This is a genomic window from Streptomyces nigra, from assembly GCF_003074055.1.
GTDB classification, from domain to species: Bacteria; Actinomycetota; Actinomycetes; order Streptomycetales; family Streptomycetaceae; genus Streptomyces; species Streptomyces nigra.
On record NZ_CP029043.1, the window covers coordinates 1,888,835 to 1,905,575 of the forward strand.

At 71.3% G+C, this 16,741-nt stretch carries 14 protein-coding genes; 1 reads left to right on the forward strand and 13 read right to left on the reverse strand.

The window, feature by feature from the left end; genetic code table 11:
- Positions 1–39: 39 nt before the first annotated feature.
- The 13 genes from DC008_RS08770 to rsmH form a co-directional block, all read right to left on the reverse strand.
- Positions 40–759, reverse strand: a complete 720-nt coding sequence (locus tag DC008_RS08770) for a YggS family pyridoxal phosphate-dependent enzyme (protein WP_108710614.1) — start codon at positions 757–759, stop codon at positions 40–42.
- Between the two features lie 6 nt (positions 760–765).
- On the reverse strand, positions 766–1,494 hold the full coding sequence (pgeF, locus tag DC008_RS08775; RefSeq protein ID WP_108706473.1) for a peptidoglycan editing factor PgeF: 729 nt from the start codon (positions 1,492–1,494) through the stop codon (positions 766–768).
- A 10-nt stretch (positions 1,495–1,504) separates the two neighbouring features.
- The gene (ftsZ, locus tag DC008_RS08780) at positions 1,505–2,710 is read right to left on the reverse strand and encodes a cell division protein FtsZ (protein ID WP_108706474.1); all 1,206 of its coding nucleotides are present in this window, start codon (positions 2,708–2,710) and stop codon (positions 1,505–1,507) included.
- Between the two features lie 287 nt (positions 2,711–2,997).
- A complete protein-coding gene (locus tag DC008_RS08785; protein ID WP_108706475.1) occupies positions 2,998–3,795 on the reverse strand; it encodes a cell division protein FtsQ/DivIB in 798 nt (265 codons plus the stop codon).
- A gap of 23 nt (positions 3,796–3,818) precedes the next feature.
- Positions 3,819–4,913 (reverse strand): undecaprenyldiphospho-muramoylpentapeptide beta-N-acetylglucosaminyltransferase, encoded by a 1,095-nt coding sequence (gene murG, locus DC008_RS08790; protein WP_055621616.1) that lies wholly within the window; start codon positions 4,911–4,913, stop codon positions 3,819–3,821.
- A gap of 6 nt (positions 4,914–4,919) precedes the next feature.
- Positions 4,920–6,281: a putative lipid II flippase FtsW gene (gene ftsW / locus DC008_RS08795; protein WP_055621617.1), complete on the reverse strand. Its 1,362-nt coding sequence runs from the start codon at positions 6,279–6,281 to the stop codon at positions 4,920–4,922.
- 102 nt (positions 6,282–6,383) lie between these two features.
- Positions 6,384–7,808, reverse strand: a complete 1,425-nt coding sequence (gene murD / locus DC008_RS08800) for a UDP-N-acetylmuramoyl-L-alanine--D-glutamate ligase (protein ID WP_108706476.1) — start codon at positions 7,806–7,808, stop codon at positions 6,384–6,386.
- Entirely contained in the window at positions 7,790–8,863 is a 1,074-nt protein-coding gene (gene mraY, locus DC008_RS08805) for a phospho-N-acetylmuramoyl-pentapeptide-transferase (protein ID WP_108706477.1), read from the reverse strand. Before mraY ends, murD begins: the two co-directional genes overlap by 19 nt.
- Complete coding sequence (locus DC008_RS08810) at positions 8,860–10,275, reverse strand: UDP-N-acetylmuramoyl-tripeptide--D-alanyl-D-alanine ligase (RefSeq protein WP_108706478.1); 1,416 nt, start codon at positions 10,273–10,275, stop codon at positions 8,860–8,862. Before DC008_RS08810 ends, mraY begins: the two co-directional genes overlap by 4 nt.
- Positions 10,276–10,279: 4 nt before the next feature.
- A complete protein-coding gene (locus DC008_RS08815; protein WP_108706479.1) occupies positions 10,280–11,809 on the reverse strand; it encodes a UDP-N-acetylmuramoyl-L-alanyl-D-glutamate--2,6-diaminopimelate ligase in 1,530 nt (509 codons plus the stop codon).
- A gap of 171 nt (positions 11,810–11,980) precedes the next feature.
- Positions 11,981–13,942 carry a peptidoglycan D,D-transpeptidase FtsI family protein gene (locus DC008_RS08820; RefSeq protein ID WP_425276532.1) on the reverse strand — a complete coding sequence of 654 codons (1,962 nt, stop codon included), beginning with the start codon at positions 13,940–13,942 and terminating at the stop codon, positions 11,981–11,983.
- A 5-nt stretch (positions 13,943–13,947) separates the two neighbouring features.
- On the reverse strand, positions 13,948–14,493 hold the full coding sequence (gene ftsL / locus DC008_RS08825; protein WP_108706481.1) for a cell division protein FtsL: 546 nt from the start codon (positions 14,491–14,493) through the stop codon (positions 13,948–13,950).
- Between the two features lie 79 nt (positions 14,494–14,572).
- Entirely contained in the window at positions 14,573–15,568 is a 996-nt protein-coding gene (gene rsmH / locus DC008_RS08830; RefSeq protein WP_279632307.1) for a 16S rRNA (cytosine(1402)-N(4))-methyltransferase RsmH, read from the reverse strand.
- Positions 15,569–15,988: 420 nt separating this feature from the next.
- Between rsmH and DC008_RS08835 the strand changes: the two genes are divergently transcribed.
- Positions 15,989–16,537, forward strand: a complete 549-nt coding sequence (locus tag DC008_RS08835) for a beta-class carbonic anhydrase (RefSeq protein ID WP_108706483.1) — start codon at positions 15,989–15,991, stop codon at positions 16,535–16,537.
- Positions 16,538–16,741 lie beyond the last annotated feature (204 nt).

The window sequence follows — 16,741 nt, forward strand, 5'->3', positions numbered from 1 at the left end:
TGACCATATTTTCTGCTGTGGTCCGACTTCTTGGCGACGTTACCCGAGCCTGGGGCGGACTCCGAGTACCGCAGTGCCGACGCGCACATGTGTCGCACCGGCCGCCACGGCCTCCTCGAGGTCCGCGCTCATCCCTGCCGACACCATGTTCGCAGCCGGATGAGCTCGGCGCAGGTCAGTCGACAAATCCATCAACCGCTCGAACGCCGCCCGTTGGCGGCCCGCGTACTCGCCGGTGAGCGGCGCGACGGTCATCAGGCCCGCCAGCCGCAGCCCCGGCGCGTCCGCGACGAGACCCGCCAACTCCTCGACGCCGCCCGGCGCCACTCCGCCGCGCTCGCCGCGCGCGCTCTCACCCGCGTCCAGCGCCACCTGGATCAGACAGCCCAGCTCGCGCTCCTGCCGTACGGCCTCCTTCGACAGGGCCGCCACCAGGCGGGCCCGGTCGACGGACTGCACGAAATCGGCATAACCAGCCACGGACCGGACCTTATTGGTCTGCAACTGTCCGACGAAGTGCCAGGTGAGCGGCAGATTCGAGCAGTCGGCGGCCTTGGGGGCCGCGTCCTGGTCGCGGTTCTCGGCGACGTGCCGCACACCGAGCTCCGACAGGATCCGCACATCGCTCGCGGGGTAGGTCTTGGTGACCACGATCAGGGTCACCTCGTCACGGGAGCGCCCGGCGGCCGCACAGGCGGCGGCGATCCGACGCTCCACTTTCGCCAGGTTCTCGGCGAGTTCGTCCTTACGATCCGTCATGTCCATTCAGTCCAGCCAGACATATCCCGCGAGTCGCCCCGTGGTGCGATCGCGGCGATACGAGAAGTGGTCGGGCGACTCCCGTGTGCACACCGGCGACCGCTCCCGGTCGCGCACCCCGAGCCGGGCGAGCTGCGCGTGCACTCCGGCGGCGACATCCACGGCGGGGGTGCCCCAGCTGGTCTCGGCGTGCGCCGCCGGTTCGACGGCGGCGACGTCGGCGCGCATCTCCTCGGGCACCTCGTAGCACCGGCCGCACACCGTGGGTCCGGTGCGGGCGACGATCCGGGCGGGGTCGGCGCCGAGCCGGGTCATCGCCGCCACCGCCGCCGGGACGACCCCGGCGACCATGCCGGGGCGTCCGGCGTGGGCCGCGGCGGCGATCCCGGCGACCGGGTCGGCCAGCAGCACCGGCACGCAGTCGGCGGTGAGGACCGCGAGGGCGAGCCCCCGGCGCGTCGTGACGATCGCGTCGACCTCGGGCACCGGCGCGTCGCCCCACGGTCCGTCGACCACGGCGACATCGGTGCCGTGCACCTGGTTCATCCAGACGACGTCGCCCGGGTCGAGCCCGAGCGACTCGGCCGCGCGTTCGCGGTTGGCCCCGACGGCCCGGGGGTCGTCGCCGACCGCCCCGCCGAGGTTGAGCTCCTCATACGGAGCGGCGCTCACCCCGCCCCACCGGTCGGTGAAAGCGAAGTGCGCGCCGCTCACGGTGTCGCGCTGTCCTATCACGTCAGAAGGATCACTTGAGGAAGTCCGGTACGTCCAGCTCTTCCGCCGCGCTGTCGGCGTAGGTCCGCGACGGCGGGACCGGCGGGGCGACCGGGATGTCGGCCACCGGCTCCGGCGCCGGCTCGGGCTCCTCCTTCGGCGTCACGCTGCCGAGGGACCCGAAGGACGGACGGCTCTCGGGCTGCGGCCGGGCCGCGGGCGCGGGCTCCTCGCGGCGCGCCGGGGTGGACGAGGCCGAGCCGAGGACGTTGTCCCGGCGGGCCGGCGGCTGGCCGCCGTCGAAGCCGGCCGCGATCACGGTGACCCGCACCTCGTCGCCGAGGGCGTCGTCGATGACCGCGCCGAAGATGATGTTGGCCTCGGGGTGGGCGGCCTCGCTGACCAGCTGGGCGGCCTCGTTGATCTCGAACAGGCCGAGGTCGGAGCCGCCGGAGATGGAGAGCAGGACACCGCGGGCGCCGTCGATGGACGCCTCGAGGAGCGGCGAGGAGATCGCCATCTCGGCCGCGGCCACCGCGCGGTCGTCGCCGCGGGCCGAGCCGATGCCCATGAGGGCCGAACCTGCCTCGGACATGACCGACTTGACGTCGGCGAAGTCGAGGTTGATGAGGCCGGGGGTGGTGATGAGGTCGGTGATGCCCTGGACACCGGAGAGCAGGACCTGGTCGGCCGACTTGAAGGCGTCCAGGACCGAGACCTGGCGGTCCGAGATGGACAGCAGCCGGTCGTTCGGGATGACGATGAGGGTGTCGACCTCTTCGCGCAGCTCGGCGATGCCGTCCTCGGCCTGGTTGGCGCGGCGCCGGCCCTCGAAGGTGAACGGGCGGGTGACCACGCCGATGGTGAGCGCGCCCAGGGAGCGGGCGATGTTGGCCACGACGGGCGCGCCGCCGGTGCCGGTGCCGCCGCCTTCACCGGCCGTCACGAAGACCATGTCGGCCCCCTTGAGGACCTCCTCGATCTCCTCGCGGTGGTCCTCGGCGGCCTTGCGGCCGACGGCCGGGTTCGCTCCGGCGCCGAGTCCGCGGGTGAGTTCGCGGCCGACGTCGAGCTTGACGTCGGCGTCGCTCATCAACAGCGCCTGCGCGTCGGTGTTGATGGCGATGAACTCGACGCCCTTGAGACCGACCTCGATCATCCGGTTGATGGCATTGACACCACCGCCGCCGACACCGATGACTTTGATGACTGCGAGGTAGTTCTGCGGTGCTGCCACGTCGAAGGCCTCTCGCCTCGAGTTACGGGTCACCGGAGGACGGAAGCGGTGCGCTTCGCGAACCCGGTGACTGATGCCGAATGGGACGGTCCATAGCGCCGACCCGAACCCTAACCCTGAAGTTTAGGGTTACCAGTGTGTCTGTTCCCTGAAGTCTTCTGAACAGGACACTAAGTCGACAAGTGGCGCACGTTCAACGAACACGCCGAACCTCCCGTTTTTCTTTTCACCCTATGTGATCAGCCGTGTCGCTGCCCAACCAGGGTGCTGGCCTGCGCGGATGTGCGTCAACTCCCTGATGACGCCGGGGCCGTGGGGACACTGACGTCGAAGTGCCGCGCACGCGGGGAGGCTTTCATGAGAGCGTGGAGTGTGCGAGCCTTCGCCGCGCCGTTCTCGCCGCTGCCCCAGTCGACGGTCGTGCCGCCGGTCAGGAGGAGCGAGATGTCGTCGTAGGAACGGACCTTGACGACCTGCGTGCCCCGGGCGACGGACGCCGGGAGGGCGCCCGCGACCCGCACCGCCTCCCGCACCAGCCGGGCCTCGCCGAAGCGCCGCAGGCTCGCCGAAGCGGAACTCGACCGGGAGACCGTCAATTCCAGCGCGGGGACGCCTTTCGGCGGCTCAGGGGCGGTGGCGAAACGGACGCCTTTTCTGTCCACTTCGACGAATTCCTCCCCGCTTCGCACCGTCAGGACCGGAGTACGCTCCACCACTTTCAGACCGATTCCGTGCGGCCAGGCACGGACCACGTCGACCTGGTCGATACGGGGCAGTTCGCGCCGCAGACGCGCCTCGATCGCCTCGGTGTCGACGGAGACGAGCGGTGCGCCGACGGGGACGTCGGCGGTGTCCCGTACCTGCTCCGGTGTCAGTACCCGGGTCCCGGACACCGACACCCGCTCGACGCGCAGCCACGAGGAGCCGTACAGCAGCCAGACGGAGCCGGCGCCGAGCAGCACCAGGACGATGGAAAGAATGATGATCATACGAAGCCGGGGCAGCCTCAACCGCCGCCGGGTGAGGGGCGGGTCGGACGACTCCTGCTGGCGTTCACCGCGCTCGGCGGTCGTCGATCCGGCCACGCTCCCTACCCTCCGTCATACGGTCACTGGCGGCGGTGCGAGGCGATCGCCTCGTACACCATGCCGACGAGCAGGTCGTCGGCGTCCCGGCGGCCGAACTCACCGGCGGCGCGGGACATCTCGTACAGCCGGTGCGGGTCGGCGAGCACGGGCAGCACGTTCTGCTGCACCCACTCGGGGGTGAGCTCCGCGTCGTCGACCAGCAGGCCGCCGCCGGCCTTGACCACCGGCTGGGCGTTCAGCCGCTGTTCGCCGTTGCCGATGGGCAGCGGGACATAGGCGGCCGGGAGTCCGACGGCGGAGAGCTCGGCGACGGTCATCGCGCCCGCGCGGCAGAGCATCATGTCGGCCGCGGCGTACGCGAGGTCCATCCGGTCCAGGTAACTTACCGGGATGTAGGGGGGCATCCCCGGCATCTGCTGTACGTGCGGCAGTTCGTTCTTGGGACCGACCGCGTGCAGGATCTGGATGCCGGCCTGCTGGAGGTAGGGCGCGACCTGCTGGACGACCTCGTTGAGGCGGCGGGCGCCCTGTGAGCCGCCGGACACCAGCAGCGTCGGCAGGTTGGGGTCGAGCCCGAACATCGCGCGAGCCTCGGGGCGGCGGGCGGCCCGGTCGAGGGTGGCGATGGTGTGGCGCAGCGGGATGCCGATGTAACGGGAGTTGCGCAGCTTGCTGTCCGGGGTGGCGACGGCGACCTGGGCGGCGTAGCGCGAGCCGATCTTGTTGGCGAGGCCCGGGCGCGCGTTGGCCTCGTGGATGACGATCGGCACGCCGAGGCGCTTGGCGGCGAGGTAACCGGGCAGGGCGACATAGCCGCCGAAGCCGACGACGGCGTCCGCCTTGGTGCGCTCCAGGATCTGCTCGGTCGCCTTGATCGTGCCGCGCAGCCGGCCCGGGACGGTGATCAGTTCGGGCGTGGGCTTGCGTGGCAGGGGCACGGCGGGGATCAGCGCGAGCTCATAGCCCCGCTGCGGTACGAGCGTGGTCTCCAGACCACGTTCCGTGCCCAGGGCCGTGATCCCCACGGTCGGGTCCTGCCTGCGCAGGGCGTCCGCGAGGGCGAGCGCGGGCTCGATGTGGCCGGCGGTCCCCCCACCGGCGAGTACGACATGCACCGAAATTCACCGCTCTCCGGACGAGCGCGCCGCCGTGGCACGCCGTCGCATCGTGTTCCATCTCCGAGGCCCCCGAACAAGCCCGGCGCCTCCCGCACGCTTTTTACCAAAGCGTGGTTGCCGTACGGAAAGCGCTGCCCGCGCAGCGGGCTCGTCGCGCGCGAACGCGATCAGCAGCCCGATGGCGAACATGGTCGGCAGCAGGGCGGATCCTCCGTAGGAGAACAGCGGGAGGGGGACTCCGGCGATCGGCAGCAGGCCGAGCACCGCACCGATGTTGATCACGGCTTGCGCGGTGATCCAGGTGGTCACACCTCCCGCGGCATACCTGACGAAGGGGTCCTCCGTGCGTCCGGCCACGCGGATACCCGCATAGCCTAGAGCCGCGAACAGACCCAGTACCGACAGCGTCCCCGCCAGGCCCAGTTCCTCACCGGTGACGGCGAAGATGAAGTCGGTGTGGGCTTCGGGTAGTTGGCCCCATTTCTCCACGCTCGCCCCGAGTCCGGATCCGAAGATCCCGCCGGACGCGAGCGCGTAGATCCCGTGCACGGCCTGCCAGCAGTCGACGGGCCCGGACTGCGGCTCGGTCGCGCCGAGGCACTGCAGACGGGCCATCCGGTTCGCGCTGGTCCTGATCAGCAGCAGGCCGATCGCGCCGGCGACGGACAGCACGCCCACGAACAGCCGGGTCGGCGCCCCCGCCAGCCACAGCAGGCCGAACAGGATCGCGGACAGGATGATCGCCGTGCCCATGTCGCCGCCGAGCATGATCAGCCCGAGCAGCATGAACGCGACCGGCACCAGCGGCACCAGCATGTGCTTCCACTGGGTCAGCAGCTTCTTGTCCTGCTTGCGGGCGATCAGGTCGGCGCCCCACAGCACCAGCGCCAGCTTGCCGAACTCGCTGGGCTGGATCTGGAAGGAGCCGCCGAGCGCGATCCAGTTCTGGTTGCCGTTGACCGCGACTCCTATCCCGGGCACCTGCACCAGCGCCATCAGGAAGACGGCGCCCGCGAGGATCGGGTAGGCGAGCGCCCGGTGCAGCTTGACCGGCATCCGGGAGGCCGCGAAGAGCAGCCCGGCGCCGATCACCGCGGCCAGCAGCTGCTTGCGGAAGAAGTACGAGCCGGGCAGCGACATCTGCAGCGCGGTGATCTGGGAGGCCGAGTAGACCATCACCAGACCCAGGACGGTGATCAGGAGGCTGCCGCCGAAGATCAGGTAGTAGGCGGTCAGCGGCCGGTCCCAGGCCCGGCGCAGCCGCCGGTGGAGCCGCCGTACGGCGTTGTCGCGCACCGGGCGCGCGGCGGCGGGGCGCCGCACGGTCCGCTGGACGGGGGGCCGTCCGGTACGGCTACCGGGCATCGGCGCTCACCGCCTCGCCTAGGGCGTACGTGCTGTCCGGCCACATCCGAGTCACGCGTCCTCCAAGGGTCCCGAAGCACCCGCTGTGGCCGAGACCCGCCGTCAGGCGCCCGCGCCGAGTTCGCGGACCGCCGCCGCGAACGCGTCACCGCGCTGGTTGTAGTTGGCGAACATGTCCATCGAGGCACACGCCGGAGCGAGGAGCACCGTGTCGCCGGGCTGTGCGAGCCGCCGCGCCTCCTGGACTGCCGCGAGCATCGCCCCAGTGTCGGTCCGGTCGAGGTCGACGACGGGTACTTCCGGCGCGTGTCGCGCCAGGGCTTCACGGATCAGGGCTCGATCGGCGCCCATGAGCACGGCCGCACGCAGCCGCGGCGCGGACTTGGCGACCAGTTCCTCGAACTCGGCGCCCTTGGCGAGGCCGCCGGCGATCCACACGATGGACTCGTACGCCGCCAACGACGCCTCGGCGGCGTGGGTGTTGGTGGCCTTGGAGTCGTCGACGTAGGCGACGCCGTCCACGTCCGCCACGTGCGCGATGCGGTGGGCGTCCGGGGTGAAGGCCCGCAGCCCGTCCCGTACGGCCCGCGGGGGCACCCCGAAGGCGCGGGCGAGGGCCGCCGCCGCAAGGGCGTTGGCGATGTTGTGCGGGGCCGGCGGGTTGACGTCGGAGACCTCGGCGAGCTCCTGGGCGTTCTTGTGCCGGTCCTCCACGAAGGCGCGGTCGACGAGGATGCCCTCGACGACGCCGAGTTGGGAGGGGGCCGGGGTGCCGAGGGTGAAGCCGATGGCGCGGCAGCCCTCCTCGACGTCGGCCTCGCGCACCAGGTCCTCGGTGGCCTTGTCGGCGGCGTTGTAGACGCAGGCGACCCGATTGCCCTCGTAGACGCGGCCCTTGTCGGCGGCGTACGCCTCCATGGAGCCGTGCCAGTCGAGGTGGTCGGGCGCGAGGTTCAGCACGGCGGCGGAGTGGGCGCGCAGGGAGGGCGCCCAGTGCAGCTGGTAGCTGGAGAGTTCGACGGCGAGGACGTCGTACTGCTCGTCACCGAGGACGGCGTCCAGCAGGGAGACCCCGATGTTGCCCACGGCCGCCGTGCGCAGACCGGCCGCGCGCAGGATGGCGGCGAGCATCTGGACGGTGGTCGTCTTGCCGTTGGTGCCGGTGACGGCGAGCCAGGGGGCCGCGTCCGGGCCCCGCAGCCGCCAGGCGAGTTCGACGTCGCCCCAGATCTCCACGCCGGCCGCGCGGGCCGCCTCGAACAGCGGCTTGTCCGGCTTCCAGCCGGGCGCGGTGACGACGAGTTCGGTGCCGTCGGGCAGGGTCGCCCCGTCGCCGAGCCGCACGGTGACGCCCAGCGCCTCCAGTTCGGCGGCCTGCGCACGGGCGCGGTCGTCGTCGCCGTCGTTGACGACGGTGACCTTCGCGCCGAGGCCGTGCAGCACCTTGGCCGCCGGGATGCCGGAGACGCCGAGCCCGGCGACGGTGACGTTCTTCCCCTGCCAGTCGGTCACTTGTCCGCTGCCCATCCCGCGTAGAAGAGACCCAGTCCGACGATCACACAGATGCCCTGGATGATCCAGAAGCGGACCACGACAAGGACTTCGGACCAGCCTTTGAGTTCGAAGTGGTGCTGCAGTGGCGCCATACGGAAGACGCGCTTGCCGGTCAGGCGGAACGAACCGACCTGGATGACCACCGACATGGTGATGAGCACGAACAGGCCGCCGAGGATGGCGAGCAGCAGCTCGGTGCGCGAGCAGATGGCGAGACCGGCGAGCGCGCCGCCGAGGGCCAGCGAACCGGTGTCGCCCATGAAGATCTTGGCGGGCGACGTGTTCCACCACAGGAAGCCGAGGCAGGCGCCCATCAACGCCGAGGAGACGACGGCGAGATCGAGTGGATCGCGCACTTCGTAACAGGCGCCCGGGTTCGTCAGGGTCTGCGCGTTGGCGCAGGACTCCTGGAACTGCCAGACGCCGATGAACGTGTAGGCGCCGAAGACCAGCACGGAGGCGCCGGTGGCGAGGCCGTCCAGACCGTCGGTCAGGTTCACGCCGTTGGACATCGCCAGGATCATGAACAGCGCCCAGACGACGAACAGCACCGGGCCGATGGACCAGCCGAAGTCCTGCACGAAGGAGAGCTTGGTGGACGCCGGGGTGTTGCCGCGGTTGTCCGCGAACTGCAGCGACAGGACCGCGAAGGCGATACCGCCGAGCAGCTGGCCGGCCATCTTCGCCTTGGCCCGCAGACCCAGCGAACGCCGCTTGACGATCTTGATGTAGTCGTCCAGGAAGCCGACCAGACCCATGCCGGCCATGAGGCCGATCACCAGGATGCCGGAGAACGTCGGCGGCTTGCCGGTGATCAGCTTCGACAGGAAGTACGCGGCGATCGTCGCCAGGATGAAGGCGATACCACCCATCGTCGGCGTACCGCGCTTGCTGTGGTGCTCGCGCGGGCCGTCGTCACGGATGTACTGGCCGTAGCCCTTGCGGGCCAGCAGCTTGATCAGCAGCGGAGTGCCGACCAGGGTCAGGAACAGACCGATGACACCCGAGAACAGGACCTGATTCATCATCGGGCGGCGACCTCACCCTCGGTACCGCCCGCGAGCAGCGCCTCGGCGACACTCTCCAGACCGACCGAACGGGACGCCTTCACGAGCACGACGTCCCCTGGGCGCAACTCGCTGCGCAACAGGTCGACCGCCGCCTGTGCGTCGGACACGTGCACCGACTCCTCACCCCACGAACCCTCGTTATATGCGCCCAGTTGCAGCCAGGACGCTTCCCTGCCCCCGACCGCGACGAGCTTGCCGACATTGAGCCGGACGGCGAGCCGTCCGACCGCGTCGTGCTCGGCGAGCGCCTCGTCCCCGAGCTCGGCCATCTTGCCGAGCACCGCCCACGTACGGCGCCCCTGGCCCATCGCCGCGAGGGCGCGCAGAGCGGCTCGCATGGACTCGGGGTTCGCGTTGTAGGCGTCGTTGACGACCGTCACGCCGTCCGGGCGCTCGGTGACCTCCATCCGCCAGCGGGAGAGGGAGCCCGCCTCGGAGAGCGCGGTGGCGATCTCTTCCGCGGACATGCCCAGCTCATGGGCGACGGCGGCCGCGGCGAGCGCGTTCGACACGTGGTGCTCACCGTACAGGCGCATGGTCACATCGCTGCACCCGGAGGGTGTGTGAAGCACGAAGGAGGGCTGTCCGCTGTCCGTGAGTCGCACGTTCTCGGCGCGAACGTCCGCTTCGTCGGACTCTCCGAAAAGGACCACCTTCGCCTTCGTACGGGAGGCCATGGCGCGTACGAGGGGGTCGTCGGCGTTGAGGACCGCGGTGCCGCCCTCCTCGGCGGAGGGGAGGCTCTCGACGAGTTCGCCCTTCGCCTGGGCGATCTGCTCGCGGCCGCCGAACTCGCCGATGTGCGCGGTGCCGACGTTGAGCACCAGGCCGACCTTCGGCGGGGTCAGTTCGGTCAGGTAGCGGATGTGGCCGATGCCGCGCGCGCCCATCTCCAGGACCAGGAAGCGGGTGTCCTCGGTGGCGCTGAGGGCGGTGAGCGGCAGTCCGATCTCGTTGTTGAGCGAGCCCGGCGTGAACACGGTCGGCGCCTTGTGGCGGAGCACCTGGGCGATGAGGTCCTTGGTGCTGGTCTTGCCGGCGGAGCCGGTCAGCGCCACGAGGGTCGCACCGAGCCGGCGGACGACATGGCGGGCGAGGGCGCCGAGGGCCTTCTGCACGTCCGGCACGACGATCGCGGGCACGCCCACCGGGCGTGAGCCGAGGACGGCGGCGGCGCCGGCCGCGACGACCGCTTCCGCGAAGTCGTGGCCGTCCACGCGCTCGCCGACGAAGGCGACGAAGAGGCTGCCGGGCTCCACCTCACGGGAGTCCCGGACGACGGGTCCGGTGACCTGGACCGACGGATCCGGTATGTCGTACGTCTGCCCGCCGACGACTTCTGCGATCTCGGCGAGAGAGAGGGCGATCACAAGTTCATCCCTGGGTCTTCTTGATGGCTTCGCGCAGCACCTGGCGGTCGTCGAAGGGACGGACCACCCCGGCGATGTCCTGGCCCTGCTCGTGGCCCTTGCCCGCGATCAGCACGGTGTCCCCGGGCTGGGCGCGGGCGACGGCGGCGGCGATCGCGGCGGCCCGGTCCTCGAAGACCTGCACCTCGCCGCGCTCGTGCGCCGGCACGGAGGCAGCACCCCGGAGCATGGCCGCGAGGATCGCGAGGGGGTCCTCGGAGCGGGGGTTGTCGGAGGTCAGGACGGCGGTGTCGGCGAGCCGCGCCGCGGCAGCGCCCATCGGCTCCCGTTTCGTCCTGTCCCGGTCGCCGCCGCAGCCGAGCACCACGTGCACCTTGCCCTCGGTGACCTTGCGCAGGGCCTTCAGGACGGACTCGACGGCGTCGGTCTTGTGGGCGTAGTCCACGACCGCGAGGTACGGCTGCCCGGCGTCCACCCGCTCGAGCCGGCCCGGCACGCCCGGTACGGCGGCGATGCCGTCGGCGGCGGTCTGCGGGTCGAGACCCGCGGCGGCCAGGGCGACGATCGCGGCGAGGGTGTTGGCCACGTTGAAGGGACCGGCCAGCGGCGAGGTGGCGGTGATCCGCTCGTCCTTGGGGCCGATCACCGTGAACCGGGCGTCCATGGGGCCGATGCGGACGTCCTCGGCCCGCCAGTCGGCGTCCGGGTGGCCCTCGGCGGAGAAGGTGACGACCGGGACGCCGGCCTCCTTCACGAGCCGGCGGCCGTACTCGTCGTCGACGTTGACCACGCCGAGCCGGCTGCGCGCCGGGGTGAACAGCTGTGCCTTGGCCTGGAAGTAGTCCTCCATGTCGGAGTGGAACTCCATGTGCTCCGGGCTCAGGTTGGTGAAGACGGCGATGTCGAAGACACAGCCGTCGACCCGCCCGAGCACCAGGGCGTGACTGGAGACCTCCATGGCGACCGCCTCGACGCCGCGCTCGCGCATGACGGCGAACAGGGCCTGCAGGTCGGTGGCCTCGGGGGTGGTGCGCTCGGACTTGATCCGCTCGTCGCCGATGCGCATCTCGACCGTGCCGATCAGGCCGGTGGAGCGGGCCGTGCGCAGGCCGCCCTCGACGAGGTAGGCGGTGGTGGTCTTGCCGGAGGTGCCGGTGATGCCGATCTGGAGCAGGTCGCGGCCCGGGTGGCCGTAGATGGTGGCCGCGAGTTCGCCCATCCGGCCGCGCGGGTCGTCGGCCACCAGGACCGGCAGGCCGGTCGCGGCGGCGCGCTCGGCGCCGGTCGGGTCGGTGAGCACGGCGACCGCGCCGAGGCCGGCGGCCTGGGTCACGAAGTCGGCGCCGTGCAGGCGGGCGCCCGGGAGGGCGGCGTACAGATCGCCGGGGCGGACGGCCCGCGAGTCATGGGTGATGCCCGTGACCTCGACGGCGCCGTCCGGCTGTGCCGGCGTGGCGGCACCCAGCTGATCGGCGAGTTCCGCCAGGGGTGTGGCGGCGACCTGTACCGGCCTGGGCGGTCCCGGATACGTCACGGGGTGCCCCTTCTGGGTGGTTTGGGACTGATCAGCGTGTGGCACGGCGGTGAGCGTACCGGGAGTACCCCCTTGCGGGCGAAGTGAGGGGCGGGGGGTGCCGTGGTTCCCGGGGTCGGGGGTGATCGTTGTCACGGTGCGGTTCCTGGCTGCTCGGTGCTGATCAGGGGGTCAGGGTTTGTAGGCGACCGGAAGGTTGGCGGGCTTGGCCCCGGTCGGCGGGACCTGGAGGGTCTTCAGCGCGAACTCCATGACCTGCTTGTAGATGGGGCCGCAGATCTGGCCGCCGAAGTAGTTGCCCTGGGTGGCGTTCTGGATGGCGCAGTAGACGGTGATCCGAGGCTTGTCCGCGGGTGCGAAGCCGGCGAACGACGACGTGTAGCCGCGGTACTTGCCGGTGGCCGGATCCACTCGGTTCGCCGTACCCGTCTTGCCCGCGACGCGGTAGCCGGGGATGCGCGCCTTGGTGCCGGTGCCCTCGCGGTCGTCCACGACGGACTCCAGCATCCGGGCGAGCGTCTTCGCCGTCTTCTCACTGATCACCCGGGTCTTCCTGGGCTTGGGCGCCTCGGTGAACTGCCCGTCGGGGCCCTTGCTGCCGCGGACGAGGGTGGGTTCGACGCGGACACCGCCGTTGGCGATCGTGGAGTAGATGGACGCGGCCTGCATGGCGTTCAGGGACAGGCCCTGGCCGAAAGGAATCGTGTACTGCTGCGACGTCGACCACTTGCCGGGGGCGGCCAGGATGCCCGGGGTCTCGCCGGGGAAGCCGAGCCCGGTGTAGCTGCCGAGGCCGAACTTGCGCAGATAGTCGTAGAGGACCTTGTTGGCCTTGGGCTGGGTCTTGCCGAGCTGGCCGGTGGCGAGGATCGTGCCGATGTTGCTGGACTTGGCGAGCACGCCGTTGAGCGTGAGGTACCAGGTCTCGTGGTCGATGTCGTCCTTGAAGAGCCGGTCGCCGCGGTGCAGCCGGTTCGGTACGACGACATGCGTGCCGGGTGTGGCCACGCCCTCCTCCAGGACGGCGGCCATCGACATGACCTTCGCGGTGGAGCCGGGCTCGTAGGCGTCCTGGAGGGCCGCGTTGCCCATGTTGGCGCCGCTTGCCTCGGACAGGTCGTTGGGGTCGAAGCCGGGCGCGTTGGCCATGGCGAGGACCTCGCCGGTGCGGGTGTCCTGGACGATGACGTACCCGCGGTCCGCCTTGGACTTGGCGACCTGCTCGCTGATCGCGTTCTGCGCGGCCCACTGGATGTCGCGGTCGATGGTGAGCTCGACGTCGCTGCCGGGCACGGCCGGGGTCTCGGTGGCGTTGACGGTGGGGACCTGCCGCCCGCCGGACTGGGCGTAGCGGATCTCGCCGTCCTTGCCGGACAGCTCCTCGTTCAGCTGCTGCTCGACCCCGCCGCCGCCCTTGCCGTCGGCGTTGACCCAGCCCAGTATCCCGGCGGCGAGGTCGCCGTTGGGGTACACGCGCTTGCTGCTGGCGACCGAGAGGACCCCGCCGAGGACGTTCACCGTGGCCTTGTCGGCCTCGGACTTGGTGGCGAGCGCCGTCTTCAGGTCCTTGATCTGCTTCCAGACCTGCGGGGTCTGGCGGCTGGCCAGCAGGGTGTAGCGAAGGTTCTTGTTCGCCGGCCGGAGCTTCTTGACGATGTCGTCCTGCTCCTGGCCGAGGATCGGCGCGAGGAGGGCGGCCGCCTGCTCGGGGCCGTCGTCGACGCCGAGCTTCTCGCGGGTGAAGAGGGTGGGGTCGGCCGTGATGTCGTACGCGTCGACGCTGGTCGCGAGGGCAACGCCGTTGCGGTCGGTGATGCCGCCGCGCTCGGCGGCGAGGGTGTAGCCGACGTAGCGGTTCTTCTCGGCCTTCGCGGCGTAGGTGCTCGCGTCGATGCCCTGCACCTGGAGCAGGCGCACCACGAAGGCGCTGAGGACGAGGGTCAGGGCCAGGCCGACCATGCGCAGCCGGGGGCGGGGGCTGCCGAGCCGGATGGTGCCCTGGGAGCCGGGGCGGGGCCGGGCCGGGCGGCGGGCGGGGCGGGCGCCGGGTCCCGGGCGCCGCTGGGCGCCGCCGGAGCGGGCGGGCTTCGCGGGTCCGGGCACACGGCGGCGCGGCGGTTCCCTGTCGGACACTTCCGTCACCTGCCGGGGGTCGGGTACGGGGAGGGCTGTGCGTCGGAGGGGGCTGGGGACGCGCTCGGCGTGCCCTGCGGCGAGGCGGCGGCCGGGTCCGGCGCGGGTGAGGTGCCGGGTGTGGCGGGGTCGCCGGTGAGGGCCTCGGGGGCGAGCAGGAGCGGGTCGCGGGCGGCGGCGGGACCGGCGGCCGCGGGGCTGGGGACGCCCTTGACGGTGCCGTCGGGGCCGAGGAAGGCGGGGTCGCCGCCGGGCACCATGCCGAGTTCGCGGGCGCGGCGCTGGAGGGCGTCGGGCGCGGAGTAGGCGTCGATGTCGCGCTGGAGGGACTGCTCCTCGTCGGTGAGGGTCTTCGTCTCCCGCTCGAGGTCGTCCAGCCGGAACGCGCCCTCGCTGAGGGCGGAGTTCAGGACGAGCAGTCCGATGAGTCCGCCGCCGAGGAGAAGGACGACGAGGAGGACGAAGGGGGCGCGGGCGGCGCGTCCGGCCCCCGCGGGCAGGAGCCGGGCGAGCCGGGCGGCCCGGCCCCTCAGTTCGGGTTTCCCGCTCACACGCCCTCCCCCGTCCGGTGCTCCGGTCCGGAGGCGGCGTGCCCTCCGGGACCGGGCGTCCGCCCCTGCCTCTCGGCCCTCATTCGATGGACTCCCTGATGCGCTCGGCGCCGCGCAGCCGCGCCGGTGCGGCACGGCGGTTCTCGGCGACCTCTTCCTCCGTGGGAAGTTCGGCACCGCGTGTCAGCAGCTTGAGCCGGGGCTGGTAGCGCTCGGGCACGACGGGCAGCCCGGGCGGGGCGGTGGTGGTCGCGCCGGCCGCGAAGACCTGCTTGACCAGCCGGTCCTCCAGCGAGTGGTACGACAGCACCGCGATCCGTCCGCCCACGGCGAGGGCTTCCACGGCGGCCGGGATCGCCCGCTCCAGGACGGACAGCTCGCCGTTGACCTCGATGCGCAGCGCCTGGAAGGTGCGCTTGGCCGGATTGCCGCCGGTGCGCTTGGCGGCCTGGGGCAGCGCGTCCCGGATGAGCTCGACGAGCCGGGCGCTGTTGGTGAACGGCTCCTTCTCGCGCTCGCGCACGACGGCGGACACGATCCGCTTGGCCTGCTTCTCCTCGCCGTAGGCGCGCAGGATGCGGACGAGCTCACCGGGCGGGTAGGTGTTGAGGACCTCGGCGGCGCTGATGCCGGTCGTCTGGTCCATGCGCATGTCGAGCGGGGCGTCCTGGGCGTAGGCGAAGCCGCGGTCTGCCTCGTCGAGCTGCATGGAGGAGACGCCGAGGTCGAACAGGACACCTTGGACGCGCGGGACGCCGAGGCGGGCGAGGACGTCGGGCAGCTCGTCGTAGACGGCGTGCACGAGGTGGGCGCGCTCGCCGTAGGGCGCGAGCCGTTCGCCGGAGAGGCGCAGCGCCTCGGTGTCCCGGTCGAGGGCGACGAGCCGGGCCTCGGGGAAGCGCCTCAGCAGAGCCTCGCTGTGTCCGCCGAGGCCGAGGGTGCAGTCGACGACGACGGCTCCGGGCCGCTCCAGGGCGGGGGCCAGCAGGTCGAGGCACCGCTGGAGCATCACCGGGACGTGCCGGTCCTCCCGTCGCCCGCCGTCCGTGTGGGGAAGCGCTTCGCGCCCTGTCACTCTTGGGCCCTCTCAGATCCGGCGGCGCACGCACCGCCGGGTCTCCCGCCGCTCGTGAAGGGGAGGTCTGCCGGCGCCTGGAGCGTCAGCCGACCGGGAGCGGGAGGAGGCCGAGCCGCACGTACGCGCCGCGCACGCGGGGAGGTCTCCGGAAAGTCGCCGGAGCCTCCGGGGTTTGCTGTCCAGCAGGGGGAGTCTCGCCTCCCGCTTCGCGTCACTTTAGTCCACGGTGTCGCGCGGTCAATCAACCGGCCTGCGCGTCGCCGCGACGGGTTCCGATGACGCCCGGCGGGCGGCGAAACCGCCCGTATGGGGGCACTCACACCACCCTTGTGGGTTAGCTCACAACAAGCCTCGATGACGTTCTTTGTCCCCTCTCACGACAGGACCGGCGCCGATGTGACCAGTACCGTCATGGGTATGACGACTTCTGCATCGGTTCCCGCCGGCTCCGACGACGCGATAGACCGCAGCGGGACGGTCACCGACCGCCTCGTCGACGCGAACGCGCAGTACGCCGCCGAATTCGCCGACCCGGGCATGGACGCCCGTCCCGTCCTGCACGTCGCCATCGTGGCCTGCATGGACGCCCGTCTCGACCTGCACGCCGCGCTGGGGCTGGAGCTGGGTGACTGTCACACGATCCGCAACGCGGGCGGTGTCGTCACCGACGACGTGATCCGTTCGCTCACGATCAGCCAGCGGGCGCTCGGCACCCGCAGCATCGTCCTGATCCACCACACCAACTGCGGCCTGGAGTCCCTCACCGAGGAGTTCCGGCACGAGCTGGAGATGGAGGTCGGCCAGCGTCCGGCGTGGGCGGTGGAGTCCTTCCGGGACGTCGACCAGGACGTCCGCCAGTCGATGCAGCGGGTGCGCACCTCGCCGTTCCTGCTGCACAACGACGATGTGCGCGGCTTCGTCTTCGACGTGAAGACGGGTCTGCTGCGCGAGGTCGACGCCTCCTGACCCCGGCCGGCGACACCTCGTGGTGACATCGCGCGCACCCCTGGTGAGCATCGGCTTCACCTGTCGTTTCGCTGTCGATCCCGCCCTGCGGGGCATACAAAAGCCCCCAAGGCCGACATAACGCAGGCAGTTGTCCACAGTCGAGTGACACGAATCGGTAACGGCAGCAAGAATGCGAGTGTGGCAGCACGCGCAACGCCTCAG